General features: G+C 59.6%; 25 protein-coding genes. 18 read left to right on the forward strand and 7 right to left on the reverse strand.

All coding sequences use genetic code 11. The annotated features are described in order from the left end of the window. Positions 1 to 808: hypothetical protein (locus tag SGJ19_06775; protein MDZ4779937.1), on the reverse strand; the 808-nt coding region annotated here is incomplete at its 3' end. A gap of 475 nt (positions 809 to 1,283) precedes the next feature. On the opposite strand from SGJ19_06775, the gene SGJ19_06780 reads away from it, so the two are divergent. Together SGJ19_06780 and SGJ19_06785 are read left to right on the forward strand one after the other, a co-directional pair. After that, complete coding sequence (locus tag SGJ19_06780) at positions 1,284 to 2,363, forward strand: protein kinase (GenBank protein MDZ4779938.1); 1,080 nt, start codon at positions 1,284 to 1,286, stop codon at positions 2,361 to 2,363. A gap of 15 nt (positions 2,364 to 2,378) precedes the next feature. Continuing rightward, on the forward strand, positions 2,379 to 3,410 hold the full coding sequence (locus tag SGJ19_06785; GenBank protein MDZ4779939.1) for a hypothetical protein: 1,032 nt from the start codon (positions 2,379 to 2,381) through the stop codon (positions 3,408 to 3,410). Here the strand turns inward: SGJ19_06785 and SGJ19_06790 are convergent. Both SGJ19_06790 and SGJ19_06795 read right to left on the reverse strand, forming a co-directional pair. Next, positions 3,407 to 4,414, reverse strand: coding sequence for a protein kinase (locus SGJ19_06790; protein ID MDZ4779940.1), 1,008 nt, complete (start codon positions 4,412 to 4,414; stop codon positions 3,407 to 3,409). The genes SGJ19_06785 and SGJ19_06790 overlap by 4 nt on opposite strands. 344 nt (positions 4,415 to 4,758) lie before the next feature. After that, on the reverse strand, positions 4,759 to 4,971 hold the full coding sequence (locus SGJ19_06795) for a hypothetical protein (GenBank protein ID MDZ4779941.1): 213 nt from the start codon (positions 4,969 to 4,971) through the stop codon (positions 4,759 to 4,761). 309 nt (positions 4,972 to 5,280) lie between these two features. Here SGJ19_06795 and SGJ19_06800 point away from each other — a divergent pair, with 309 nt between their 5' ends. The 8 genes from SGJ19_06800 (at position 5,281) to SGJ19_06835 (ending at position 13,536) form a co-directional block, all read left to right on the forward strand. Then, positions 5,281 to 5,733, forward strand: a complete 453-nt coding sequence (locus tag SGJ19_06800; protein ID MDZ4779942.1) for a hypothetical protein — start codon at positions 5,281 to 5,283, stop codon at positions 5,731 to 5,733. 311 nt (positions 5,734 to 6,044) lie between these two features. After that, a complete protein-coding gene (locus tag SGJ19_06805) occupies positions 6,045 to 6,563 on the forward strand; it encodes a JAB domain-containing protein (GenBank protein MDZ4779943.1) in 519 nt (172 codons plus the stop codon). 81 nt (positions 6,564 to 6,644) lie between these two features. Then, positions 6,645 to 7,445, forward strand: coding sequence for a hypothetical protein (locus SGJ19_06810; GenBank protein MDZ4779944.1), 801 nt, complete (start codon positions 6,645 to 6,647; stop codon positions 7,443 to 7,445). A gap of 479 nt (positions 7,446 to 7,924) precedes the next feature. Further along, the gene (locus SGJ19_06815; GenBank protein MDZ4779945.1) at positions 7,925 to 8,338 is read left to right on the forward strand and encodes a hypothetical protein; all 414 of its coding nucleotides are present in this window, start codon (positions 7,925 to 7,927) and stop codon (positions 8,336 to 8,338) included. Continuing rightward, positions 8,335 to 8,970: a hypothetical protein gene (locus SGJ19_06820; protein ID MDZ4779946.1), complete on the forward strand. Its 636-nt coding sequence runs from the start codon at positions 8,335 to 8,337 to the stop codon at positions 8,968 to 8,970. The genes SGJ19_06815 and SGJ19_06820 overlap by 4 nt, the downstream gene beginning before the upstream one ends. 3 nt (positions 8,971 to 8,973) lie before the next feature. Continuing rightward, on the forward strand, positions 8,974 to 9,651 hold the full coding sequence (locus SGJ19_06825) for a hypothetical protein (protein MDZ4779947.1): 678 nt from the start codon (positions 8,974 to 8,976) through the stop codon (positions 9,649 to 9,651). A gap of 19 nt (positions 9,652 to 9,670) precedes the next feature. After that, a complete protein-coding gene (locus SGJ19_06830) occupies positions 9,671 to 12,124 on the forward strand; it encodes a TraM recognition domain-containing protein (GenBank protein MDZ4779948.1) in 2,454 nt (817 codons plus the stop codon). 41 nt (positions 12,125 to 12,165) lie between these two features. After that, positions 12,166 to 13,536 carry a hypothetical protein gene (locus tag SGJ19_06835; GenBank protein ID MDZ4779949.1) on the forward strand — a complete coding sequence of 457 codons (1,371 nt, stop codon included), beginning with the start codon at positions 12,166 to 12,168 and terminating at the stop codon, positions 13,534 to 13,536. A 125-nt stretch (positions 13,537 to 13,661) separates the two neighbouring features. On the opposite strand, the gene SGJ19_06840 is transcribed toward SGJ19_06835, so the two are convergent. Further along, complete coding sequence (locus SGJ19_06840) at positions 13,662 to 14,015, reverse strand: hypothetical protein (GenBank protein ID MDZ4779950.1); 354 nt, start codon at positions 14,013 to 14,015, stop codon at positions 13,662 to 13,664. Between the two features lie 1,200 nt (positions 14,016 to 15,215). Here SGJ19_06840 and SGJ19_06845 point away from each other — a divergent pair. Together SGJ19_06845 and SGJ19_06850 are read left to right on the forward strand one after the other, a co-directional pair. Continuing rightward, a complete protein-coding gene (locus tag SGJ19_06845; protein ID MDZ4779951.1) occupies positions 15,216 to 15,521 on the forward strand; it encodes a hypothetical protein in 306 nt (101 codons plus the stop codon). Then, positions 15,518 to 16,201 carry a hypothetical protein gene (locus tag SGJ19_06850; protein ID MDZ4779952.1) on the forward strand — a complete coding sequence of 228 codons (684 nt, stop codon included), beginning with the start codon at positions 15,518 to 15,520 and terminating at the stop codon, positions 16,199 to 16,201. The genes SGJ19_06845 and SGJ19_06850 overlap by 4 nt, the downstream gene beginning before the upstream one ends. A gap of 428 nt (positions 16,202 to 16,629) precedes the next feature. On the opposite strand, the gene SGJ19_06855 is transcribed toward SGJ19_06850, so the two are convergent. The 3 genes from SGJ19_06855 to SGJ19_06865 form a co-directional block, all read right to left on the reverse strand. Further along, a complete protein-coding gene (locus SGJ19_06855) occupies positions 16,630 to 16,845 on the reverse strand; it encodes a methyltransferase domain-containing protein (protein ID MDZ4779953.1) in 216 nt (71 codons plus the stop codon). 476 nt (positions 16,846 to 17,321) lie between these two features. Next, a complete protein-coding gene (locus SGJ19_06860) occupies positions 17,322 to 17,801 on the reverse strand; it encodes a cupin domain-containing protein (protein MDZ4779954.1) in 480 nt (159 codons plus the stop codon). 48 nt (positions 17,802 to 17,849) lie between these two features. Further along, positions 17,850 to 18,530: a metalloregulator ArsR/SmtB family transcription factor gene (locus tag SGJ19_06865; protein MDZ4779955.1), complete on the reverse strand. Its 681-nt coding sequence runs from the start codon at positions 18,528 to 18,530 to the stop codon at positions 17,850 to 17,852. A 193-nt stretch (positions 18,531 to 18,723) separates the two neighbouring features. Here SGJ19_06865 and SGJ19_06870 point away from each other — a divergent pair, with 193 nt between their 5' ends. From SGJ19_06870 to SGJ19_06895, 6 genes are all read left to right on the forward strand, one after another. Then, positions 18,724 to 18,909, forward strand: a complete 186-nt coding sequence (locus SGJ19_06870; GenBank protein MDZ4779956.1) for a hypothetical protein — start codon at positions 18,724 to 18,726, stop codon at positions 18,907 to 18,909. A gap of 24 nt (positions 18,910 to 18,933) precedes the next feature. Beyond that, positions 18,934 to 19,302, forward strand: a complete 369-nt coding sequence (locus SGJ19_06875) for a hypothetical protein (protein MDZ4779957.1) — start codon at positions 18,934 to 18,936, stop codon at positions 19,300 to 19,302. Positions 19,303 to 19,400: 98 nt separating this feature from the next. Beyond that, a complete protein-coding gene (locus SGJ19_06880; protein ID MDZ4779958.1) occupies positions 19,401 to 22,595 on the forward strand; it encodes a ThuA domain-containing protein in 3,195 nt (1,064 codons plus the stop codon). Positions 22,596 to 23,342: 747 nt separating this feature from the next. Then, a complete protein-coding gene (locus SGJ19_06885) occupies positions 23,343 to 24,509 on the forward strand; it encodes an ABC transporter permease (GenBank protein ID MDZ4779959.1) in 1,167 nt (388 codons plus the stop codon). A gap of 51 nt (positions 24,510 to 24,560) precedes the next feature. Beyond that, positions 24,561 to 25,088, forward strand: a complete 528-nt coding sequence (locus SGJ19_06890) for a hypothetical protein (protein MDZ4779960.1) — start codon at positions 24,561 to 24,563, stop codon at positions 25,086 to 25,088. Between the two features lie 75 nt (positions 25,089 to 25,163). Next, entirely contained in the window at positions 25,164 to 26,696 is a 1,533-nt protein-coding gene (locus tag SGJ19_06895) for an HlyD family efflux transporter periplasmic adaptor subunit (GenBank protein MDZ4779961.1), read from the forward strand. The last annotated feature ends 86 nt before the right edge of the window (positions 26,697 to 26,782 follow it).

Consider the following 26,782-nt stretch of genomic DNA (forward strand, 5'->3'; position numbering starts at 1 on the left):
AAGGGTGGAGCACTTGTTGATCGCGGCGGCGACGCTTGCTGTAGCCGGCCGCGACCGTCACGATTGCCGGATCGCTGGTGAGGTCAAAGGAAGCCGACGTTAAGCTGCCGATTTCGCCTTTGCGATACCCCGTCCAGGCGGCCAGAAGATACAGCATCGCTCGATCTGGCCCTGAGAGGTTTTCGACCTCCGGTCCACTCAGCGCCGCATTCAAGAGCCGTTCCAACTCATCGATCGACAATGCCCGCCGCTGGTGGCGCGGATCTGTCTGAGCATTGAGCAATTCGAGTTCCATGATCGGGTTGTCCGGGAGTCGCCGCGTCCGAACGAGCCACCGGCAAAAGTGCTTCACCGATCGCAGATAGTGATTGCTCGTGGTCTTGCCGACCGGCCGATGTTGTTTTTTCTTGCCGACGTTGCCTTCTCGACGGAGCTTGGCAAGGAAAGCTGCTACAGCCGCCGCCGTAATCTCGTTGACGAGCTTCACGCCACAACCAGCCATCACTTTGTGAACGCGGTCCAATACACCGGCAACGTAGGTCGCCGTATTGTCTCGATTCTCCAAATGCTCCCGAAACGCCACCAGGCAACTCGACACGTCGAGTCGCTCCAATTCGACTCGGGGGGCCTTTAAGCCGGCACGAATCAGTCGAACATCTTCGGCAATCTGTCCCGCCAATTGTTCAGTTGCCCCGCGATCGGAGAATCCGCGTCGCGTCCGCCGTTTTCCGCGGTGATCAACATAGTCGATGTACCAGCACGCGCCTTTGCGACCTTTGTCACGTGACTTTTTGTAGACGGATGCCATTGTCAACTCGCGTCAGAAAGGGACTTGGAATGCCAGGATGGGCGTCGCTCGGCCCTAGAGTCTTCTTTGCCGCGGAGAAAGGGAGCTTTCGTCGGACGGCGGGGGACAACCTGCGTCAATCCAACGCCGCACCTCAGCGACATGCCAGCGGACGGAGCGGCCCAAACGAACGGGCGGCACGAGTCGTCCAGCACTGAGGAGGCGCCATAGCGAGCGCACCGAGATCGCCATCATTTTAGCAACGACGCGCGCCGGAACCAACCGGGCTTCGTCATCATCACAAAATCCAAGACTCATAGTCGGTGGTTTGCTCATGGCATGACTCCTGTCCGAAGGAAGTTGGGCGCCCCGGTCGCGGAGGAGACGATTCCCCGGCGATTCCCGCGTGGGTTACAATCACATTCCAATCTGCCGTGCCAGCGGGCGTCAGTTCTTCCTGCGAGCATTCTGCGGACAACTGGGACGAGGAATTGCGATGGACCGGCGCTACGTGCGGCTCGACCCACAAAAACTTGACTACTTACGTCTCAAACTGGGCTGGAACTTGGAGGAGTTGTTTTCTCGCCCCGATGCCGAAGCTTGCCCGCTCGACAAACGCACGGTCAAAGCCATCGTCAACGGCGATTCGGCGTTCTTGAATTCCGCCAAGATCGTGGCGACCTTGCTGGGCGCGGAGAATCTCGTTTCCGTCCTGCATCCGGACTTACTGCGCGAATTGAAGCCACCGAGCACGTGGGACCATCCTTCGGAGTTTTTCACAACAGTCGGCGAATGGGACGTGCTGGAGCCCGTGGAAGGGGAGCAGCGCACCACCAACGGCTTGCACTTCGACGTCTGGAAACTTCGCCATCGGCACGTCGCGGGCCGCATCGGCCGGGGCAAGTGCTACGACCTCTCACAGCTTTCTACGAATGATCGCGCACGACTCAGGAGTCACCTGACGCGCCACAGCCAAGTCTGCGATAAAGTCGGTTCGCATCCCAACATTGCGCGTAACCTCAGTGCGACCGAATGGGAGCATGGCGGATTTTGGTGGGTAATCGACGAGTGGGTGGATGGGCGCAAGCTCTCGGCGTTGTTGGCCCCAATGCTGTTAACGCCAGGGGGCTTGCCGAAAATCATGCGGCAGATCGCCAGTGCCTTGGAGACCATGCACGCGGCCGGAATCGTGCGGCGGGAATTGTCGCCTCGATTTGTTTTCATTCGTAATGCCGACGAAGCGGCGGTGCTTACCGATTTCGAACTAGCGAAACTCCTCGACGGCGCACCGACCGTTTCGCCCCAGGCGGACTGGCCTGACGATGATTACCGAGCCATCGAGACCGACGCTCACGAGACGATCGATGCGCGGGCCGACATCTATAGTTGGGGGCGGATCCTGGTGCATGCCGCCTGCGGAGCACTTCCCGCCAAGGGCCAAGAGGCCGAGGCCCTGGCCAAAGCGAAGCTTCCACCGGCGGTGCGCCGGATAGCGTTGTCCAGCGTGGCCATGCCGCGCAGCGACCGACCCGATTCGATGACGCAGGTCATCACTGCGATCAAGAATTGGACTTAATGGGAGGAATTGCCCGTGGGCGATGAATCAGCCGATGATGCGACCATAGTCGAGCGCCGGCTGACGGTCCATGCCTTGTCCGAGTTCGTGTTTTGTTCGCGCGCCGGAGTCTTGACCGTCGAAACGAATGGGCAGGACGCCGACGAACAACTCCGCGCCAATCTGGACTTCTCGTTACCCTACACGATCGACGAACTAGAACAGAGTCTCAATCGTCATTTGAATCGCCTCTGGCTGTTAGGTGTTGCGACTTGCGCCGTTTTATTCGGGGCCGGCATTGCCACTTGGACCGGCCGCGATTTGTTTTTGTTGCTGATGGCCGGGTTGGTGTTGCTCTTGGCTGGCCCGCTTAGTCGTCGCGTCACTGCGGTGCAGCAACTCATTCGCTTGCGTCGTGAAGTTGTCCAACAGCAGCCGCAGGAACTCGACTTCGCGGAACCATCGCGGCAGGAAGTCAGTTGGTGGGAACTCTTGGCGGCCGGCTGGATCTCGGTTCGGTGTCATGAGGCATACCGGGACGAGTCGATCGGGCTTTCCGGCGCTCCGTGGCGGACGCTGCGCCGCGGCTCGATGACGATTCCCGTGTTTCAGGTGAGGCAATTCGATCACGAGCAGGAACCGCGCATCTATCCGCAGCACGTTGTCCGGATGGCGGGCTATTGCCATTTGATTGAGGCGTGTGAGGGGAGGGAGAGTCCCGCCGGTATTGTCTTGTTCGGCGACACGTACCAGGGAGTTGCATTGCCGAATTCGTCCGAAGCCAAAGGCGCCCTGTTGGCCAGCCTTCATTCGTCGCGAGAATTGTTGATCCAAGCCAGTGAAGACCCGACAGCCACGTCGCCGGCCCCGGCAGCGTTGTGCGCTGGTTGTCCGTGGGGCCTGCCGCGTCGCTATCGTCAAGATCGAACCGAAATCCAGCGGGAGGGGGAAAGCGTCCCGGTCTTTGGCACCGTGATTAACGACCGGGACTTATACCACGCCTCGTGCGGCGATCGATTCGAATGGATTCCCCCGCACGAGCTGGCCATCCGGCTAAAAATTCTCTAATCGTCCGCCGCGGGACGACGACCCCTGGTCCAGCGCGTCATGAATTCGACGACGCGGCGATTAAATCCTCCCAGTCGCTGACGCTGCCGAAAACCAACATGGATTTCGTCGAGCGCATCGAGCCATTGCCGTGGCTTTCCGAATCGCTCCTGCGGTTCCAATGCCAGGCCGCGACAGACGGCGTCATCGATTGACTTCCAGAGACCGCGGGGGACATTTCCCGCGTGGCGGGGGAGGCGGCTGGGGGGAATCAGTTTTCCGGCAAACGCTGGGCGCACCGCTGGAGCACCCGCCTTGCCGCCGGCGCCGTCGAAAGGAATCTCGCCCGTGAGCAATTCGTACCAGATGACCGACAGTGAGAATTGATCACTGCGAAAGTCGGGCGTTGTGGGACTTTCCAAGAGCAGTTCAGGGGCCGAGTAGGGACCGGAGACGCCATCGCCCCCGGTTCGTGATGTCGCCCGCTCACAAAGCCAAGCCGTGCCAAAGTCAATCGTTGAGAGAGGCTTCCCTTGTGGCGCGAGAATCAAATTCGCCGGCTTCAAGTCGCCGTGGTTCACGTTCCAGGCGTGATGTAGTTGGCACAGGCCATGCGCGAGTCCGCGCATGAGTCGGCAAGCATGGAAGGCGGAGAGGGGCGTTTCACGGCCGACCCGCACGCGCTTCAGATGTTCATCCAGCGGCGTTCCCCAAATCCAGGCGATCACCAAATACACCCGGTCGCGCTGGGGATGGTATTCGACGACGAATGGCACGTTGCTGTTGCGGAGGTCGGCCAGTCGATGCAGGACCGCCATCTGCTGTTCGACTTCCGGCGAGCGCGGCAGGCCATGCACGGCACGATAATCGCCCTGTGGTCCCGCGAGACGATCGAAAGCGCGATATCGTTCGCGCTGGCCGCTTCCTAGCCGTTCCAAAAGCTGATACGTCTTGCCGCCGAGCGTGATTTCATCGAGCACTTGGTCCACGTGGCCGCGAAATCGAATCGTGTCGCGCTTGCCCATGCGTCACGTTTTTCAAGCTGTGAGGGGGAAATGCCGATTGGCCTGGTCCCATCATAGCGGCGGCGTGCGCGGTTGAAACGCTGCCCCGCCACGGCAATTGAGGATTGCGCCTCAAACCCCGTGGTCGACAGCTACCACCGGCGTGCTCCGCTCTGGCTGGCAAGGCCCACGCCGCCATCGCCTGCCATCCCAAGCCAATTCGCGCGGGCCCGTCGGCACATGGTTAGTCAACGAGCGGCGTGCGCGACGAGTGCGCGGCCATAATGGAATTGCCATCGACGACGACGCACCAAGTATCGGCTGGCGTCGCGCTGAACGTCGCAGTTGGCTGGAAGGGAAGAGCTTCAACGTTTGCGACGCTGAGCAGCTTTCAGAAGCACTTCGCGCGCCCACGTCACTGGCTTCGCTTCGACCGATTCGGCAGCCGATTCGACCAGCCGTTTTTCCGCGTCGGTCATGGGGATTTTCATCGAATCGGTGCGGCGATCGATGGCCGCTTTGGGTGGTCTGCCTCGCATGGGATTTAACATACGCATAAAATATTTTCGGTCAAGCATCTTTTTGTTGACGTCCAGTATTTATTATGGGTATAATAAAAATAGAAAGTTGGGAGCCGATGGGCTCGGAATTAGTTTGGGCGTGCGGGATAAACGCACGTCCCCTAAGCACAAAAAGGACTTATGACGACAGAACGAGAATACAACGGATGGAGTAACTACGAAACGTGGTGTGTGAATCTCTGGTTGGAAAATAACAAAGCGGTCTATTCTCATTGGCACGAGCAGGCGCGCCAGTGCGCCCAATACGGCCCAGGTGCCAAGGTGGTTTGTGACGAACACCCTTCCAACCCAGGAGCAGTCGCTCTGATGCTGGCGGAACAGCTAGAGCACGAATTGTGCGAACAATTCCCGCTCCCAAGAGCGGATGTATATTCCGACCTGCTCGCGGCGGCACTGGACGAAGTCAATTGGTTCGAAATTGCCCGGAATCTATTGACGGATTGTTTTCCAGTTGCCGCAGCGGAATCCACGACTCCACCGCCTCAGCCCGTTGGCCCCAAGTTCGAGCCGGGAAAAATCGCGGGCACACCGGCCGCCTTGGCGGCGGTTTCGCACGATGACATTGCCGCCGCGCTGGACCGACATCTACGCGGCGATTGGGGTTTCGTCTGTCCGGCTGACAGTCGCGAAAACGCCCGCGCCTTAGAAGTCGGTGGGCGGTTGTTCTCGGTGTATGAAGCTGCCAATCAAACACGGTTCTGGCTGATCACCGAAGCCGACCGCTCGGTGACCACGGTGCTGTTGCCCAGTGACTACTGACGATTGCCTTGTCTTTGCGAAACCGCGGCGGCCGAACTTGGCCGCCGTTTTTTTTGTCTTCAGTTATCGCTGCAGATTCTTATCGCATCGGCGTGGCGGCTCTTACCGTCTTGAGTTGTCCGCCACGCGTGCCATTTAACATGCGCATAAAAAAGTTTTCAGCGAACCGCCCAATGGCTTGACTCCTAGGAATTATTATGACCATAATAATTCCATGCAAGCGGGCCGACGCGCAGTATTATTAATAAGCATGCCGCAGCCCGCCACGAAGCGATGGATTAGGAATATTTACGTAATAGGAGAACACGACGATGAAGATGCTCAACTCACTCGCCCGCAGCCCACGCCTTGCTGAACTCAAGGTTTCGTATCGGCGACGCACGACGTTGCGCGGCAAGCCACCACCCACACCGTCAATCGTCAATTCGTCTCACACGGCGGAGCAATACCTCCGCGCCGTGTGGGATGCCAACAAATTGGAGCTAGTGGAAGAGCTTTACGTCGTTTGTCTTAACGGAGCGCACGAGGCAATCGGCTGGCTCTGCGTTTCCAGCGGAGGCTTCGACCGAGCGGTGGTCGACATTCGGATGGTCTTTGGCGTTGCCTTACAGGTCGCCTCTTCCGCCATCATCGTGGCCCACAATCATCCCAGCGGTCACGTCACCCCTTCGCTGGAGGACCGCGCCGTGACGGCGAAGCTGAGAGCCGCGGGCGACGTGCTCAATATCCCGCTGCTGGACCACATTATTTTGAGCAGGGCGGACGCGTTCAGCTTCGCCGACGCGGGGTTACTGCAAGTCAGCCCCCGCGCTGTGTTGGTGGCCGAATGAACGTACGCGTTCGGATTTTCTAGTAGTGCAACAACCGCGGCCGCCCGGCAAGGCGGCCGCTCGAAACCAAGGTGAATCGTCATGACTGTACCGACCCACAATAAACTGACCAGCGGACCGCTGGCAGATCCGATCGTTGAGACCCGTTCCGTTTCCACGCCAGCCAGCAGCGCCGACAGAGCGCCGCGGCTCGTGCCGCTCCCCGAGGGACCGAAGACCGCCAGTCCCGTACCATGGCTGACCAGCATTCATGCCACTCCGGGCCGCGGCCAATATGGTGACGCTGGTTACCGAGGGAACTGTTCCGGCCTGCTCATTAAGGACTTGCTGATGTATTACCGGCCGAAGCGGGTGCTGGACCCCATGACGGGTGGTGGCACCTGCCGCGACGTGTGCCGGGAATTGAATATCGAGTGCGTCAGCTGTGACCTGCGGTCAGGGCGTGATGCCACCGCGTCCGGCGTTTTCCTGGACCAGGGATTATTCGATTTTATCTGGCTGCATCCGCCCTACTGGAAAATGATTCGCTGGAGTAACGACCCGCGTTGTCTAGCGAATGCTCCCACGCTCCGCGATTTTCTGCAGGGGCTGCGGCGGGTGATGCGAAACTGTGTGCAGGTCTTGCGGCCGTCCGGAGTGCTCGTGGTGCTGATGGGCGACTTGCGCGACCAGGGACACTATCAGGCCCTGCCTTTTCGCACACTCAACCTCGCCTATGCGCAAGGATTGACGCTCGCCGCGCCGGAAATCATTCGGTTTAGTCACGGCACGACTTCGGCGCGTCAGAAGGAATACAGTTCGAGCTTCATTCCGCGACTGCATGACGTTTGCTTAGTCCTGCGCCAGGCGCCGCCTCAATCTTCCAACCAGCACGCCGCCTAATTCCTTCACGCCGTCGCCGGTCAGCTGTTGCTGGCCGGCCATTTCTCTCCAGGCGAGTTTACAGCAACCGCCGAAAATTCATTTCTCGCCCCTAAAAAACCCCGTCACACTATCAATTCGCGCGGCAACTCGCCTTACGTCGTGGTCGGACGGTTTCCAAATTTCCGATTTCGCTGTAACGCCTGGCCGGCTCATACCTTAAGCTAATTCCCCAGTAATTCCCCGCGACATCACGTATAGCGGTCCACTTGGGGGTTTTCCGAGTTCCCGAAAACTCTCGCCGTCGGATTTCGAAACGAAATTCGTCGAAGCATTTTTCAACGCGCGGCACGGTCGGCTAATTCTCGCCGCCAGAGGCAGCGCCCGAGCGCGCGCAACTTCACCCCAGCCTGCGCTGACCCTTGCGTGCCTGTGATTTGAGAATTCCGTGAAGTCGGTCGTAGCGGGTAGCGACCATTTATCTTTGTGGAGATTCAACGATGTCGCTTTCGATTTGGGAATACGTGCGCCGCCGCACCTGCGAGGCCATGTTGGCTGGATTTCACGACGCGCTCGACTGCTTGGAGCGGCAGGATCAAGGGCAATTGATTCATGCCGCCTCCAAAAGTCTGCGCAAGCGACTTAACGAAATGGCCCACAACGGCGGCAACGGGAATGGGAATGGCGGGAACGGCCCTGGCAACGGAGGAAACGCCAACGGCGGCCATGGACCTGGAGCCGCCGGTCAGCAAAGCACCACTTCGGCCGGCGCAGCAGCACCGGCACTTGCCGCGCCACATGCCGCCAACAAGCCGCATCATCAGTCGCCGCACGGACCAGCACCAGCGCCTGGACAATCGCCTTCACCAGAGCACCGCAAGGTCGGCCGACCGCGCAAGGAGGTGCATGGGTGATCCTCTCCTTTCGCGATTTGGAAATCATCGAGACGCTTGGGAGCCGCGTGCGGATGCTTTCTGCCGTTAATCTGGCGGCGGCCTGGTGGAATGACGGCGCGAGCGGAGGCAAGAATGCCGCTAAGCGGCTGCGCCGGTTAGCTCGCGCGGGGCTCTTGCGGCGCGTGGACGTGCTGGCCCAGCCGATGCTTGCGCTGGGCTCGGCAGAATACGCCTGGTTTCCCGCTGAGCAGCCAACTGACTTCGGGTGGCTGTCGTGGCGACTGCAATCGCGCTGGTCCGGCCAGCCGCGACGCACTTCGGTTTACATCGCCACGTCGCGGGCGGTCGACCTGATTGGCGGAGGTGCTCCGGGCGCCGTCAAAAACCTTTGCCAGGCCACGCACGACCTGCACCTGGGGGCCGTCTTTCTGACCTACCGTCGGCGCTGGGCCAACGATGCGGCTAACTGGGTCGGCGAAGATTCGCTGGTGGAGCGCGGTAAGCATCAGAAAATTCCAGACGCGCTGCTGATCAATCGCGACGGCGCGCCGTATCGGGCCGTCGAGTTCGGCGGCAGTTATTCTGCCCGTCGCCTCCAGGCGTTTCATGAACATTGCCGCCATCGCGGCCTCCCCTACGAAATCTGGTGACCGATGACCACCACACCGAACGACCGTGATCGGCAAATTCTCCATCATGTCTATCGCTATCGACTCACCACACGCGAATTTCTCCAGCGAGAGTTTTTCGAGGGGGCGGGCGACAGCGCAGTTTGTAAAGTCGTCTCACGACTTGTCTCCGCAGGTTGGTTGCGGGAAAGGCGACTGACCAACGGATTAACCTACTACATACTCGGCGCACAAGGGCGGCAAGCTGCCGGTGCATCCGCCAAAAGTGGGCGCAAGTTTACCGAGCAAAGTTTTCCCGTGGCCTACGGTTTCTTGGCGTTCTGCAGCGCCGAGGGTGTGCGTCGGCTGACCACTGTTGAATTTCAGTCCGCGTTTCCAGAACTGTGCCGAGAGCGGATGAAGACCGGTGGCTATTATGTCGATTCCCGCCAGGCGCCGTGCCGGCTGGGAACGGTCTTATTGGACCGCGGCAACCCACCCAAACTGATGCTCCGTAAACTCGACCGCCTCTTGGCCCAACACTATCGCACGCCGGCTTTCGCGACGCTGATTCAATCCGGCCGATTCTGCGTTACAATCATGACCGCCTGGCCGGCCAAACAGCGATTGCTGGAGTCGGCCATCAAACTAACAGTTCGCGGTGCGGCGCGCATTGAGGTGGCGACCGTGTCCGAACTTCAAGCGTTCCACCGCAGGGTTTAAGCGATGCGTCGGAGGGCTGTTGGCCGTAACCTACGCGGTTTTGTGGGGCCTCAATTCCGATGCCCTCCGCCCGCACCTGACATGGCAATTTCTTTGGCGACAAGGCGGACTGGTGTTGGCCATTGTGGCGATCGTCGCGGCGGCCGCGTTCACAGCCCCCCATCATCCGAGCGTCTTCGCATTCGTACCAGCAATGGCCGTTGCGCTCGTGGCCTCTTACGTCTGCGCCAAGCAGTTCGCCTATTGGATGACCGTCAACCCGGCGGTTGATTGGCGCGAAATGCGGCTGTGGCAATCGCTCTGGCCAAGATTGTGGACGACGGCGCTGCCGAATGAGTGTCCCGAAATGCTCACGGCGCGGGCCGCCATCGTGGCGCTCGCGGTCCAGGCGTGGCTCGGCTATGAAGTGCTGCATTGGCTGATGCGCTCCGACCGCAATCCAGAGTTGCAAACATCCGCTGGCCTGATCGCACTGACCGCCATCATTGTTCCGTTGCCGTGTTACTGGCTGCTTTGGCATGTCAGCGGTATCGTCCCACGCATTTCTTGGCGCGCGACGTTGATCGCGACATTCGCTTCGCTCCACGTGTGGTTCAGCTATCTCCCCACGCCAACGCAAGCCCCCGGCGTGTTTTTATTTCCCGATCGCTGGTTGCGTCCACTCTGGGTCCGACAGGTCGTGGCCATCTTTGCCTTGGCGTCGATGACGACCGGCATTCTCTTGCTCCAGACGTCGCCATCGCGAACGGCGCCCGTCACGCTGGTCCTGACGGCCGCACAACTGATCTTCGGTCCCCAACCGAGCAGTGCCGGGTTTACGTCCTCGCAGCTGACGCTGGCGACCGCCTTGGCGGCAATGATTCCCATCCTCGTATTCCTCGCTATCTACTGGTTTGTGTTCGGAAGCTTGTTGGCCCGCTACTGGTTGGCGCTTGAAGTGCCCGGCGGATCTGCCCAGTGCACCACGAAATCACCCTGGTCAATCTCCGTCAATCGCATGCTCAACTCGCGCGACCGCAAAGAGCGCGAACACGTGCTGCTGGGACGCAGTATCTTTGGCGGCTATCCGGTCCTGCTGCACAAGGCGCTGCTGCATCAGCACGCTCATCTCGTTGGGGACTCGGGTTCGCGTAAAACTTCGCTCGGCATTGCGCCAATTATCGCTCAACTCGTGGCCGCCCAAGATTGCTCCGTGCTGGTGCTCGACCTAAAAGGAGATCGGTCGCTCTTCGAGACGGCCCGCCTGGAGGCCGCGGCGGCCGGCGCCGAGTTCCGTTGGTTTGCCCTGGAGACGGGCTTATCCAGTCACGTCTTCAATCCACTGGAGCAATCGCATTTCGCCCGCCTGACGCCCAATCAAAAGACGCAGCTCATCTTGGAGGGACTCTCACTCAATTATGGCGATGCCTATGGCCGCGGTTTTTTCTCCGCGATGAATGAAGTTGTGCTGTTGAATCTAATCCGACATTATCCGATTCCAAATTTCCAGCGGCTGCATGCCCTGCTCTGCGACAAGGCCGCCTACCTCGCCGCTGGCGGCAATCCCGACGATTGGAAAAAGGCTCAACACGTCACCGCGCTGGTGGATCGCTTGGCGTCGATATATGCGCTGAACGTCACGGCCGAGGACCTCCGCCAGCAGCCGCGCGTCCGTGAAGCCGCCATCGACATGGGCATGATGCTGTCGCGACCGCAGGTGGCGTACTTCAACCTCAAATCACCGATCGAACCGATCGGCTCGCCAGCCGTGGCCAAACTCGCCATGTATTCCCTGTTCTCTGCGGCCGCCCGTCGCACGGCGCGGCAACGCCAGCGGATTTATGTTGTCGTGGATGAATTCCAACAGATTGTTTCCGACAGCGTGCGGCTAGTTTTCGAGCAAGCTCGTAGCAGCAATGTGCATTTCATCGTGGCCCACCAGAATGTCGAACAACTTGATCGCAAGGGAGTCGACGTGCGTGACACGGTCAGTTCCTGCACGGCTTTCAAGCAATTCTTTCGCGCCTCCGATCCCAAGACGATCAAGCTCCTGGAGGAAATGTCAGGGCAGGGACGGTTTGAGGCGCTCTCCTGGAAACAACAATTCACCGCCGATGATGATCAAAGCTTCACGCCCGACCATGCCGAGTTTCAACTCGTCGGCGTGAACGAAGAGGTTGGATTTCGCCTGGAGCGCAATACGATCATGGACATTAGCGCCGCTCCGAACACCAGTTTCATCAGCGTCACCGAAGCCAGCCACTTCACCCAGTTCAGTGGCTATGTGACGCCGATCATCAGCGATTATCATATCAGCCTCAAGGAATACGACCGACGAAGCAGTACGGCCTGGCCCACGGCCAGTGACGAAACCGTGCTCATTCCCGACGCGGCCGGGCCGGCCTCCGGGCCCCCACTCTCGTCCCCCTCCTCCGACGACGATTGGGACGAGCGGATTCGCAAACTGTCGGAACCGAACGAACCGTCGCGTTAGCCGCCAACCTTTACTGCCACGCCGGCGCAGGATATTTCGCCATGAGCACTGTCGATCCGCAGAGCGGACCTCCTCGCCGTCCGAATTTCGATGGGTTTTTAGAGCATGGGCCGGCGCGTCCGGCCCGCGCCGGGCGGTTCGTGCAAAACGCGCTGGTCGTCGTCGGCCTAGCGCTGGTGGCCCGCGTCGGTTGGAGCGTGTGGCAGGTCGTCGAGGACCGTTTCCCGGCGGAGCCACGGGAGCGACTTACCGCTGACTCGGAGCGCGACTATGGCAACGTGCCGTCAGTTGCGCCCCTAGCCGATGCGCCGGCGGAACCTCCTGATACCAGCTATTTGATCGATGATTTCGATCCCTTTGCCGCGCCCGCGACCCCCGTGGGACGACTCGATTGGGCTAAGGCCCAGCAACGCGAACTATTGCAGTCCTCAGCGGCCCTTGGTCGACGCTTAAGCGAATGGCGCGAGGAAGACCGTCAGTGGCTGGCCGAAGTCGTTCCGCTGCTCGACAATCAGGCAGGTAAATCCCTGGCCGCCAATCCGGATCGCGTTAAGAGCTTCCGGGCGATCTACGAAAAGGTGCGGCCGGAGGTGTCCCGCGCGACCGAGCTTGAGGAGATTGCGCGCGAATTGACCCGCGGAGCTGAGGCAGCCTTGGCCGATGTCGACGATGCCTACCTGCCCGAGAAGGAAGCGGTCAATCGGCTGACGTTACTGATGCGCGAAGCGTGGGAAGCGGCCTCCAGCTATCGAGAAGGCCGCGGAAATATTGCGGCGCTCGTCGTGGAGTCACGAGACCAGCCAGTCGGAGACCAGACGCTGCGCGCGGCGATCACCGAGGACCAGCACGCGGAGCGGCTGGCGGCGATCGAATTCGAGCGCGAGCGCATCGAGTCGGCGCAAAAAGCCGCCGACGCCCAGATCGCCGAGGCGAAGGAGCAGGTGATTCGACAGGCTGGAGAGGCAGAGGCCGTGCGGATTCTCGCCGGCCTGGAAGCGGCCCAAGCCCAGCGAGCCCTCGTCCAGGCGCGCTACGAGCGGGAACAAGCCCAGCAACAGCGGGCCGCGGCGCTGGAAAAAGACCTCGCCGAAGTCAAACGGACGTTGGTGCCGTTCGTCACCAAAGGCTATGCGCAGCCCGGTCCCGGAATGGACGTGCAAACCACGGACCTGGCACCCATGTCGCTCTCGAAAATGGTCGGCAACGGCGCACTCAAGCCGACGCGCGAAGGCATGGAGGCACTGTTAGCGATTGCGAATTGGGGGAACGACCGGGATCGCGGGCCGTTTCCGGCGACGGTCGCCAATATCATCAATTGGCGTGAGGTGGACATCGCATTCATCAAACGCGCGCAAGAGTTGTTGATCCTGCACGGTGATGCGATGGTGGAAGCCGGCCTGTTATCCCCGTAGCAACAAATCGTTGCGCGAGGGCGGCGTTTGTGGGATAAGAAAAGGAGCTAAGTGAGTATGGCGAGTACTCAAATAGCTCAAAAAAACCTTGGGCAATGAACCTTAGGCCCAAAACCCCCCGTGATTTACAGCCCCAACATCCGCGCGATCAGTTCGTAGACGGCCGATAGGCCGGCCGTCACGAACATGCCCACGAACATAAAGGACAAGTCACGGGCGCGGGTACCATTGAGAAACTCAATGGTAAACGCACGCAGTGACAGCGGCGGACGCTCTCTCAGCAGCACCTCCAGGGCGTTCCCTTTTTGGGGCGTCCCCGAGTAGAGCGAGATCGCATCCGGGAGCTGATTTCCGATGAGCGCGCTGACGACGCCGCTAGGCGCTTGCACGATCATCTGGCGAATCCTCCGGACCGTCACGTTACCGTTCTCGATATGGGTCAACTTGCAGTGGATCTCTCCACCGGAATTGATAGCCATATACATTTCCTCCTCGCTAAAGCCGGTTCCTTGCAGGAGCCGGCAGTTCAATGGAACGCCCCACGGGACGCTCCAGTGACACGGAGAGAAAACGCGACGAGCACGGTCGCCAAAGAAAACAAAAGCCCCCACGGGGGCTTTTGCCGAGCTAACGCCGACAATGCAGCCACGGCCGCAGTCGGATGAACGAGAACCGAAATGTGCACGCACAAAGGACATCGTACTGTTAGCTCTGGGACATACCGCCGAAGGTTAGACTTCCCGACGGTTGGAAGGAACGAGACCACGGTCTCGGCCACCATTGTTTAGGACTCTAGGTAGCGAAGAGTAGGTTGGATTCGAATCGGCTGACTGTCAGCCGGAATGTTTCTCGTGACGCTCCAGAAGTATGGTCGGCGAGGATGGCAGGGGGCAGAACATATTGGGCGCATTCTGACGCCCGTACGCCAATACGCGATGACTGCCGCGGCGCTCGCGTATCGCTCGAGCGGTTGAGTACTAGAGCGCTCAATTAGCCGGCGAACGGCGACAGCTGACGAGCCCCTCGAATCGGCCCCACACAACAGCAGGGATTGGCCTGCCGCCATCCGGGGTCGCCATCGCGGGGGCCAAGGGCCTGACGGCCTCACGGGGCGAGCCCCCACGATGACAACCCCGGACGACGGCAGGAATCACTCCTCGATCGGCGCAGCGCCGCGGGCGGGCAGCCCCTTAGCGCTTGTCGGCGGGAGGACCAGGTCAAGTCCATGCGCGACGTGATCAGTCATATTTGGCAGGCCACCAGCCGTTTGAGTGAGCGCTGCACTTGCGCTATGGTCGCGCTTGTGGGCTGTGCCTCCGGCGCCGGCGTTGCTGGTTTCATGGCCGCTCGGCTTGCGCGCGGTCCCTTACGAGATTGGAGGATGCCATGTTGTTCATCGTTCGCTGTCCACTGTGTCGAGAAACGTGAGCAGCGTTGGGCACTACCGTCTGTGGTACGACTGTCGTCATCGAGTGTCCCGGCTGCGGACACGTGTTTGACGTGCCGCGACCCATGGCCGACGTCGAACGTTGGGAAGCATAAGGTTCTCTTCGCCCGACTTCGCTCGGGCTTTTTTTCGTTTGCGGATCTTTGCACAACAACGGGGGAGTTGTCGGCGCTGCGGTTTCGCTGGCCATGCTAGGTGAGCGAGACCGGTGGCGCGTGTTGCGAAGGTTGAATTGTCTGCATCTTTCAACGAAAAGGGGAATGTGGTGGAACCAGGCCAACCGTGGGACGAAATGCTGGAAGATCTGGCGGCGATCGATCCGCAGGCCTTGTGGGAGGGCATCAATGCAGCCTTCAAGGGGAAGGATTGGCCGACGTTAGGACGACTTGCCCGAAAGTTGCAATGGTATTTGGATCGTGGCGGTGCTCCGCCCGTAATTGCGGTGGATCCGGCCAAGGCTCCGGCAGATGCCGTGCTACTGGCCCGCACGGCCTGTCAAGTGGCGCTCGAATGGTCGGCGCGAGGAGGACCGGTATGAAGGGCGCCGATGAGGAGCTGATCCAGGAATTGATCGACTTGGTGGAGCGCCTGGCGGGCGAGGTACAGATGCTCCAGATGGCCGTCGATGAACAGCGCGAGTCGTTGACCCAAGAGTTGAGAACGCTCCGCGAAGCAGTTGCAGGGCCCCGCTCGACGCCGACGTATCGGCTAAGCAGCATGCCGAACGATCCTTCTGCGGCTAACTGTCATCAGCAAGTGAATGCCGTCGATGCTAGCGTGTTTGGCGAGGCGCGCGAACTCGTAGCGGCGGAATCGCCGCCGGCATCCTCGGCCGCCGAGTTCGTCGGGCGGTTGATGGAGCAGCCACCAACGGCGCAACTGACGGTTGAGGAGTGGGTGGAGGATCAGGAGTTTACGCCCGACGAAACGGTCGAAGTGGAGTCGCCAATTCACGATTGGTTCGCCGACTATCTGGTCTGCGTTTGGCAAGGTGCAGCGTGGTCCGTGGTCGACGACGGTTTGGGTTCGCTGTTTCTCTTGTGGACTCGTGACGAGGGGTGTTTCGCGCGGCGTTTGACGGAAGTGCAACGAAAGGAGTTTTGCGTGTTGGCGGGCGTGCCGTTGAACACCGAAATGGACGAGGCGGCGGTCACTTCACCGCTGGCTCCGCGTCCGCCAGTGACTGAACGCCCGGCGAGCCAACAGACCTTTTGGTGAGTGGCAAGAATGGTAAAAAGGACTTCTTGGCAATTTCGCCGGGTCAGACGAGCTACTCGTGAGGTTGTGGACACGCGCCACCGCCTCACATTTGCACTCAACAAGCCAGCTGGAGAATTCAAACGGAGCACAAAACGCCAGCCTTGGTGGCATCGCCTTCAAGTAAGATGATGTCAACTAGCACTGACATCCGCCGTTCGCCCGGAGGCCGACGCCACTGGAACCAAATTCCATCAGGTCGCGGTTCGCAGTTCAGTTCACTGGCTTTAGTGACATTACTGACTCAATCAACACAGCTTTTCCGCTCGAATGACGGCGCCTTGAGACAACTGATGTCCAATTCGTGCATTTCTGCCGATCCACGGAACGTCTGACTTTCTCAAGCCATGCGACTGGAGTAGGACCTTCTCGACCGACGCTCCGCCGACTCAGCGGAACCAGTCGCTGACTTCACGTCGGTCATCTGCCGGGAGTTCGCTCGCGAGCACAATCTCCGCGAAGATCGTGCGCCCTCTCGGACGCAGCACTCTCGCCACTTCCCGCATCACGGCATCATTATCCGGCGACAGATTAAGAATGCCGTTCGCCGTGACGAGATCCATGGAGCCATTCGGCAGCGGAATCGCATCGGCCGCTCTGTGCAGCCATTCCTACGTTGTGAATGCCCGCTTGTCGCAGATTATTCCGCGCCTTGTCGAACATCGGTTTGGATAAGTCCAGGCCGGACAACTTTCCCGTTGGTCCGACCTTCTCCAGCATAGAGGCGAAGATCCAGGCCGACCCCGGAACCGAGATCGAGTACTGTCTCGCCCAGTTGAGCATCCACGTACGGTTGCGGATGGCCAGCCGCGGTGATGGATTCCCATACACCTCGCGGCAGTTGGTGCAGCAGCGGGGGATCGTAGCCCACGCTTTCTGCGAACTGCCGCCCGACGGGAAAGTTGAACTTCTGCTCAGGCGCAGCGGCAACCTAACCATATTGTTCGGCAACCGCGGCCTTGATCCCTTTGGGGGAGAATTCGATCAATGGCCGAACTGCCGAGGTGGACTTCATGGCCATACAAGTCGTGCAATGCGCCAAAGTCAAAACCGAATCTCATCGGAGGCGAGCGATATCTGCCTATGGCGATTGATTGCGCGGATCGTCGCTCGGATTCACGTAGTTGATGATCCATGGTCCTTGTCCGTGAAACTGCACCACGGTTTCACCTTCGACCCAGACGAAGTGCTTCATGCCAGCTTCCCAAAAGCCATACGTGCCGGCTGGCATCGGTTTCGCGGCATCCTTGTCGACCTTCTCTCCCATGCCAATGTGGAAAGTGCCCGAGATCACCGTGACACGCTCCGTCTTAGGGTGCGTGTGCAAGGGGATTTGAAACCCATCCGGGGCCTTGATGCGAAAGACGAAGGGCCCCTCGTTCGTCGGATCTCCTTCAAGCACAGCGATCTGCGCTCCCTTCGGTAACGACGGCGGCCCATCTCGCCACACGGTGTCGTCTACCGGGAAGAGTCGGAAACCTTCCATCTCGTGAGGGTCGTCAGCGAACAACGCCGCCAAGGCCGTCACCGCTGCCAAAACGCCTACGGAAAGAAGCTTCACGTCGATATCTCCGTCAAAGATGGAATGCTGTGGATAGTCCGGGGATCGCTACCGTCCGGCCTTTTTTGTCCCGGCCTCGATGCGCCAACCTCGCGCGCGCCAGTCGAGTACGCCTTGTTCCATGCGTTGGGCGCGAAAGCCCTTTTTGCGCAAGAGTTCCACGGCTTCAATTGACATGATGCAATATGGGCCGCGGCAGTACGCGACGATCTCCTTGCCCTTCGGCAGTTCCTTAAGGCGCGCTTTCAACTCGCCGATCGGGACGGAAACCGCGCCGGGGATATGCCCTGCGGCATACTCCTCGCTGGGCCGTACGTCCAAGACGACCACGTCGCCATCGCGAACGCGGCGCATCAGTTCCTCACGGTTGACCGGTTCTAGCGCCCCGCGTTGCTCCAGAAAATCGTGCGTGAGTTGACGGATTTCGGCGAGGCGGGCATCGGCAAGGGATTGTGTGGACAATAGATAACGGCCCACCGATTCGTCGGCGAGCCGATACTCCACATAGAGGCCCTTTTTCTCGGCGTCGATCAAGCGCGCCGCACGCAATACCTTGAGGTGCTGCGAGGCATTCGCCACGGAGAGGTCAGTCAGTCTCGCCAAGACCTTCACGTTGCGCGGCCCTTGGCAGATCAGTTCCAGCAACTCGATCCGTTTCGGTGCTGAGACCGCCTTGCCGATGCGGGCAAGTTGTTCATACACGCCGTCTTTGAATTGGCGATGCGACATGCCCATGAGCACAAGTATTCAATTGGATGGTTGATTATACAAGGGCTGGGCTCTAGTTTTTTCACAATTGTGGTTCCAACGCAGATTGCCACGCGAACTGGGCGGTGCGATAATCCGTGGACGTTACCGATCCGCTGCTGGCCTCGTTCGGCCGGAGCGGGGTAGGTGGTACTCTCTTGCACAGGAGGTCAGTATGTTTCGACCAGCAGCCAGGTTCGGCCTGGCCGCGGCGCTTGTCATGGTAGCGGCCGTGGCCCGCGCCGACGACTTGAAGAGCGGTCTGCAAGTCGGCGATTCCGTGGGACCGTTTGACGTCGTGAAGGCCGCCGGCGCCGATAACGACAGCGTGAAGATCGGCGAGACGCTCTGCTATCGCTGATTCTATGGTGGACGCCCCGTCGTCATGATTTTCGCGCGAAAATCGGACGGGCACTTGGCCAGTTTGGTCAAGCAACTCGACAAAGCTCTCTCTGAGCACAGCGGCCAAAAGCTGGCTGCCTTCGTGAATTTTCTCGGTGAGGACGCCGACGCCTTAACGGCCGCCGCCAAGGAACTCGCCAAGGAACACCAGATCGAAAACGTCGCCCTCGTGGTTCCGGCCGATCAGCCGAATGGACCGGAAGACTACCAGATCTCGCCCGACGCGGAATTGACCGTCATGCTGTACAAGGGCATGAACGTAAAGGTCAATCACGTTTTGGCGAAGGATGGTCTCGACGAAAAAGCCGAGAAGGCGATCCTCGATGACTTGTCGAAAATCCTGGATCAATAGACGTCGACGCGTCGTACCGCCAAACTGGCACGAGCGGGGCGCCGATTCCGTATCGGCGCTCCGCCCTGATTTCCAAACGTGCTGAGATGTGCGATTCCATGTTCACCCGACCCAACTGCGTCTCGTTTCATCACGTTCTTGCCGCAGTGATCGCGTGCTGTTATGGAGTGCTGGCACCGCCTAGCAGCGCCGAGGAAGTCATTCGCCCACTCGTACCGGGATTCGTAGTCGAAGAGTTGCCCATTACATTGCCGAACGTCAACAACCTTCGCTTCTCGCCGAATGGCGACCTGCTGGCACTCGGTTACAACGGCCATGTGTATGTGCTTCGCGACCGCGATGGCGATGGAATCGAGGAGCAAGCCATTCCTTATTGGGACAAGGATACGCTGAGCGTTCCGGTTGGCATGGCCTGGTCTAAAGAAGGACTCTATGTCTCCTCGCATGGGAAGGTGTCATTGCTGATCGACTCAGACGGTGACCTGCGGGCCGATGTGGAAAAGGTGGTCGCGCAAGGATGGCCGCCCACGGACGTTGCATCGGGAGGCGTCGACGCCACGGCCGTTACGTTGGATGCCGAAGGGAATCTCTATTTTGGTTTGATGTGTGTCGACTACTCGAATCCGTATCGAGTCCAAGCTGATGTCGCCAAGTATGACAAAAACAGTCTGCGCGGATCCATTGTTCGACTGGCAAGAGGTCAAACCAAGCTCGAAACAATCTGCACGGGCGTGCGCGTGCCGTATACGTTGGCGTTCAACCGCGCCGGCGATTTATTCTTGACTGACCAGGAGGGCGCCACCTGGCTGCCTGGCGGCAATCCGCTGGATGAACTGAATCACATTCAGCCTGGCCGGCACTACGGATTTCCACCTCGGCACGCGGAGTACCTTCCAGATGTTGTGGACGAACCGCCGATCGTGGGTTTTGGGCCCCAGCATCAGTCGACGACCGGACTGGTGTTCAATGAAGCGAACGAGTCGCATCGTTCGTTTGGACCCAAATCATGGCAGGGCGACGCCCTGGTTACGGGCTTTTCTCGCGGAAAGCTCTGGCGCGTACGTTTGGTAAAGACGGAACATGGGTACGTTGGCCGGCCTTCGCTGGTTGCAGTTTCGACGATGTTGCTGGCAGACGCGGCGATTTCGCCGCGAGGCGATTTGTATCTCTGCTGCCACAGTGGTCCGCCCGATTGGGGCACCGGTCCTCAAGGTGAAGGGAAGCTGTTCCGCGTGCGATATCTCGACGCCACCGCGCCGCAGCCAGTAGTTGCCTGGTCTGCGAGTCCGTTGGAAGTGCGGGTCGCGTTCGACCGCCCGGTGTCTGAGGCATTGCGCATGGAGTCTGTGCCCGTCGAATTGAGTTACGGTGAAAACGTGCGGGCCGGCGATCGATTTGAGTCGCTCAAGCCCCCTTATGCCGCCGTAGAAGACCAAGGAAAATCGCACCGCGGCAAATTGCATTCAGTAGGCGGTCTGTGGTCCGTGGATGGGCGAATGCTGTCGATTGCCACCGATCCACACCCGCTGCGGGCTGGCTACTCGCTGACGATTCCAATGGCTCCAGCCGGTCCTACGCATGCGATTGACATGGAATACTCGATGCACGGTGTCCAGGCTACCTGGCAAAGCGCGGCCGCGCAGAAAGCCGTGAGCAAGATCTGGCTCCCGCATATTGACCTGAACGTGGCTGGCGAACTAACCGTCGGCTCTGTCGAGCACGAGCAATGGTTTCAGGCATTGCGCCGACCGGGCGAATTGACCATCGAAGGTACCGTAGATTTGCCCACGACCGCGAGGCTGACTATCTCCTCGGACCGACGTTTCGAGTTGCAAGTTGAAGGCGGAAGAGTGGAGTCGTCAAGCACGACAACGGCCGGCCAGGTGGCGACCGTTGCCGTCGAGCCAGGCGGTCGAACATTTCAGTTTGTCGCATTGACCAGTGACGATCCTATGCAGGTTCACGCCAGCTATCACACCGATCTTGATCCAACCGAACGCGGTCTCCGACTGGAACAACTGCTCGTTCCCTGGGCGCCGCCGCTATCGGCGCGAGAAACGACCGTCGCAAGCGTTAGCAATGCGAGAGTCGAAGGCGACCCGGCCAACGGAGAGCAACTGTTTTTTGGTTCGCGCGGCAAGTGTTCGACTTGCCACGCCGTGCGGGGGCGTGGCGCGACCTTCGCACCAGATTTGGGGAATCATGCGCACCGCGATCAAGTCTCGGTATTACGAGATATCCGCGAGCCGAGCGTATCGATCAACCCGGACTTTGTCAGCTACAGCCTCGCCCTGCACGATGGCCGTGCGCTGCAGGGAATCGTGAAGGCGGATGGCGCTGACAGGCTGCGCGTGGTCGACACTCGGGCTAAGGAAACCATCGTCGACCGCAATCAAGTCGAAAGCATCGCGCCGGCCACGACATCTGCGATGCCGACCGGCCTGCTGGATGGCCTTAGCGGGCAAGAAGTTCAAGACTTATTGGCGTTTTTGCTGACTGAACCGATGCCGCGCAACGCGGCGGGCGACGCGTTTCCCGTACGCACGGATGGAGATGTTCGTCGGGTCTTGACCGCGGCAATGGAGAATCCGATTGTCGAGAAGGCCGCGCCTCTGAGCATTGCCCTAGTCGCCGGTAAACAGGACCACGGCCCGGGAGAGCATGACTATCCTGCCTGGCAATCGCGATGGCAGGCATTGCTCAGTCGAGCCGCTGACACTTCGGTGGACGCAGTTGAAGACTGGCCAACGCCCGAGCTTTGGAGACGTTCAGACGTCGTGGTTTTTTACTGCTGGAATCACAACTGGTCAGAAGAGCGACTCGCGGATCTCGACGCGTTTCTGAAACGTGGCGGTGGACTCGTCGCCCTGCACTCGGCGATGATCTCCGACGACAATCCGGAAGCGCTCGCGGCGCGATTGGGTCTCGCCGCTCAGCCGGTTCGCTCCAAATACCGACATGGGCCACTGGAGCTGCATATCGCGAACGACAAGCATCCGCTGACGATGGGCTTTAAAGCGACACCATTTTTGGATGAGACATATTGGCCCCTGATCGGCGACCGCAGTCACGTGACGGTGCTCGCCACGGCGGTCGAAGAAGGTCAGGAGCATCCAATGGTCTGGACATGCGAAATTGGTGAGGGACGAGTTTTCGCAAGCGTTCTTGGCCATTACACGACGACGACGGATGACGCCCTCTATCGGATTCTTGTGCTGCGCGGGATTGCCTGGACGTCAAAGCAGCCCGTCACACGATATCAGGGATTGGTACATTCACCGTCGTCGCAATAGGCGACTCGATAGTATCGTTCGATGGCCGGGCGAAGTTATCGCGACGAGCTGGCGTCGTTTGTTGCAACTCCTTTGCATGCAATTACTTGTGTCTCGGTCGCATCGCCTAGCTATCTATCCGGCCGATTTTGCAAGCTATGGTTTGACACGCCCACGCGACCAATTGAGGTCACGTTGACTCTGGCGGTCACCCCCGATAACATTTGGTGCGATGTTCCGCTTTCTTCTGGCTCACTTTTTGATTGCGTCTGTCCTCGTGTGCCCGTTACGGTGCATGACGTGCAGTACCGATGCGCAACCGGATCAGCAGGATAGGTCAACCTGCAGTTGCTGTCCGCACCGGAATGTCCATCGGGACGAGCAGAGCGATCCAGGCGCTCCCTCGCCGGACAATCAGGATTGTGGTTGCAAGCACTGCATTTGCCGAGGGGCACTGGGTACAAGTGAAACCCCATTCGACTTCGCGATTGCAGCAACGGAATGGGCGTTTGAGTTTCAGCTCCCCTCGGAAGTGAATGAACCCTCGTCGCGGCGACGTTCCGACGACGACCTCTCTTGGCGACTTTCCGGTCGACCATTGCGCGTATTCGAGCGCTCGCTGCAGATCTGATTCTGCGGATCCAGTCGTTTCTCCGCTGGATGGTTACCGACGCCTAACGGCCATTATCCACCTGCGCTTTAATTGCGCTCGATCACGGTCGTTCGGATGTTCTTCAATCGCAAATCGCAACGCCAGGATTGCAGTCTATGGGACGGGTCCGCCTATTGCCGTGGGAATATGGCGTCCGCAACCTCACGCGGCGACCGGTTCGCACTGCGCTCACGCTCTCCGCCTTGACCATCGTGGTGTTGCTGGTGTTCGTCGTAGTCAGCTTTATTCGCGGTTTGGAGAGTTCACTGGCGTCAAGCGGGCATCCACAGGTCGTGCTCGTGTACTCGATCAACGCAGAAGAAAACATCGAAAACTCGACTATTGCTGCACAGGTTCCTGGTCTTCTGACGGCCAGTTTAAAGGGTATTCGCAAACAGTTCGACGTCCCATGCGTATCTCCGGAGATGTTTCTAGGAACGCGGGTTTCCACCGATAATGCGCGTACTGGAATGGGGTTGGTCCGTGGCGTCACATCGCAGGCGCCGCAGGTCCGGGGACAAGTGCAAATTAGCGAAGGGGGTTGGCCACAGGCCGGCGAGATCATGGTCGGAACTCTGACTGCCGCCAAACTTGGTTTTGATCCCGAGACGCTTAAGGTCGGCGAATACTTGACCATCGAAAAGCAGCGCTGGCGCATTGCCGGCCGCTTCTCGGCCGGAGGCACTGCGCTCGAATCGGAAATCTGGTGTCGCCTAGAAGATTTTCAACAGGCGCTGAAACGGCAGGACCTGAGCCTCGTGGCGGTCATGCTCGATGCCAACGTCTCCCCCGCCGAGATTGACCTCTTCTGCAAGGGGCGCACCGATCTGGAGCTACAGGCAATCGGCGAAGTCGCCTACTACGATTCGCTGCAACGGCACTACGGACCCGTGCGCGCCTTGGCCTGGCTCGTGGTGGTCCTGGTGGCGAGTTCCGGCGTGTTTGCGGGAATGAACATGATGTATGGAGCCGTCGCCGGCCGAGTGCGGGAGTTGGCCGCGTTGCAAGCGATCGGCTACCGACGGATCGCGATCGCCTTGAGCCTTTTCCAGGAAAGCACCCTCCTCGCAACCGCGGCATCGTTGATCGCAAGCGCCGTTGCTCTCGTGTTCTTGAATGGCATGGCGGTCCGATTCACGATGGGAGCGTTCACGTTGCGGCTCGATAGCTTCGGTTTGCTGATCGGCATGCTCACGGGTCTATCGCTCGGAATCTGCGGAGCAATCCCCCCCGCGCTGAAGGCGCTTCATGCGCCGGTGGCACAGAGTCTAAAGGCACTTTGATATCGGCGACGTCGCCGATAGAACGAGTAGATCATTCTGGAGTAACCGAAGATGAGAAGGTTCAACACAACGGCAATCGCTGTCATCACACTCGCGTCAGGCTTCGCAGGATGCGGCAAATCGCCCGTGGCGGAGAACTCGACTGCACCGGTGGAAACCACCACAGTGGCCTATCTGGTGAACGAGGAACCCGCAGGCGCAGTGGGCGTGGCCGATGCGCGTGAGTCGAAGGACACTGCGACGGAGATCACGGTCGTGGGACGCATCGGTGGCTCTGCCAAACCGTTCGTCGACGGCACGGCGGCATTCACGATCGTCGATCCGAAGGTGCCGCATTGTTCGGCTGAAGAAGGTTGCCCCATGCCGTGGGACTATTGCTGCGAAACCGCTGCGCTGCCGACGTCAACGGCTTTGATCAAAGTCGTCGATCCCCAGGGGCAATTGGTCACCGAAGACGCGCGAAAATTGCTGGGCGTTAAGGAACTCGCCATGGTCGTCGTACATGGCAAGGCCGAGCGCGATGCGGAGGGGAACTTGACTGTCCTCGCCGACCAGGTGTTTGTGAAAGAGTCGAAGTAGCTTTGTTTCGGCGGCTGGAGTCGCGCAAAACGGCCTGCGCGCTCCAGCCACGATTTACAGGACGGAAAGCCTGCAATGAGTACGGAAGTCGATCTACGACAATTGAAGGTAGAGCGTCCCGACAAGCCGTCGCGAAGTCATTCGCGGGCCCTTGTCTCGCGTTACGTAATCCCTGCTGCAATCTTGTTGGGATTCACTTCACTTGTACTTATCGCAGCGAAGGACAGCCTCGTATCGCGCCGCGCCGTCCAGGTCGTGCCGGTGATTGTTTCGCGTGGAGTCGTTTACCAATCTGGCGTTTCCCTATTTCAGGCCGCCGGCTGGGTGGAACCCAGGCCCACGCCAATCATGGTTAGCGCCTTGGCGGAAGGAGTCATCGAGGAATTGCTGGTCGTCGAGGGGCAAACGGTGTCGGCGGGCGAACCGTTGGCTCGTTTGTCTCAAACCGACGCACGGTTGGCGCTCGAAGAGGCAGAGGCAGAAGTCCGTTTGCGAGACTCGGATCTCACTGGCATTGAGGCGGAATTGCTCGCCGTCACAAGCCGGCTGGAAAACCCATTACACCTTAAGAACCTGCTTGCGGACGCACAATCTCAGTTGGCCAAGATCGATAGGGAACTAACCTCGCTGCCGACGCTGATCGCCGCAGCGACTGCACGATTGACCTACGCTCGATCCAACGCCGAAGGTAAGCGGGCTGCCGCGGGATCTTTGGCCGGGCGCATCGTCGAACAGGCGGAAAGCGAATTTCGGGCGGCGGAAGCCGAACTCCAGGAATTGCAGGGCCGGGAGCCAGGAGTTCGCCAAGAGGCGGCGAAACTCCGTGAGCGCGTGGAAGGGCTGTCACAACAGGCTTCGCTGCTCGTCGACGAAAAGCGAGCCGTTTCGGAAGCCAAAGCCAAACTCATTGGCGCGCAAGCGCGCGCCGATTTGGCCCGATTGATGGTGGATCGCTCCAAATTGCGGCTGGAACGAATGACGATCCTCGCGCCGGTTGATGGGCGCGTGCTAAAGATCCTCGCCTCGCCCGGAACGCTGGTCGGAAACTTCGGGGGTGAAACGACCAACAGGGCCAGCGCTGTCGTCACTCTGTACCAGCCCGATCAACTGCAGGTTCGCGCCGACGTGCGTTTGGAGGATGTACCGTTGGTAGTAGTCGGTCAGCGAGTACGCATCGAGACGGCGTCGTCCAAATCCACGCTTAATGGAACGGTCTTGCAGGCGACTTCGTCGGCAAACATCCAGAAGAACACCCTGGAAGTAAAGGTGTCGATCGACGATCCGCCTGCCGCCTTACGACCTGAAATGCTGGTCTCCACGACATTCCTGGCCCCTGAGCTTCCGAAGAGTGAGGAGACGGGAGTCAAAGCGCGTGAACGTATCCTAATTCCTCGCAATCTAATATCGGATGGCGAGGGCGCCGCGGCCGTCTGGATTGTGAATGCGTCTGGCCTGGCGTCCCGGCGAAGTATCCAGACTGGCGGCGACGCCGGAAATGGCCTCGTCGAAGTGGTCGAGGGCCTCGTACCGACCGACAAGTTGATTGACTCTCCACCTTCGGACCTTACCGAGGGAGAGCGGTTAACGATTACTGGAAATGCTCGCTAAACAAAGCGAGTTCGAAACCGTGTTGAGGCAGCATTCGATGGCGTTGGTTCAGATTCGAGAACTCACGAAAACCTATCGTCAGGGGG

It is taken from the genome of Planctomycetia bacterium, from assembly GCA_034440135.1.
Lineage (GTDB): Bacteria > Planctomycetota > Planctomycetia > Pirellulales > JALHLM01 > JALHLM01.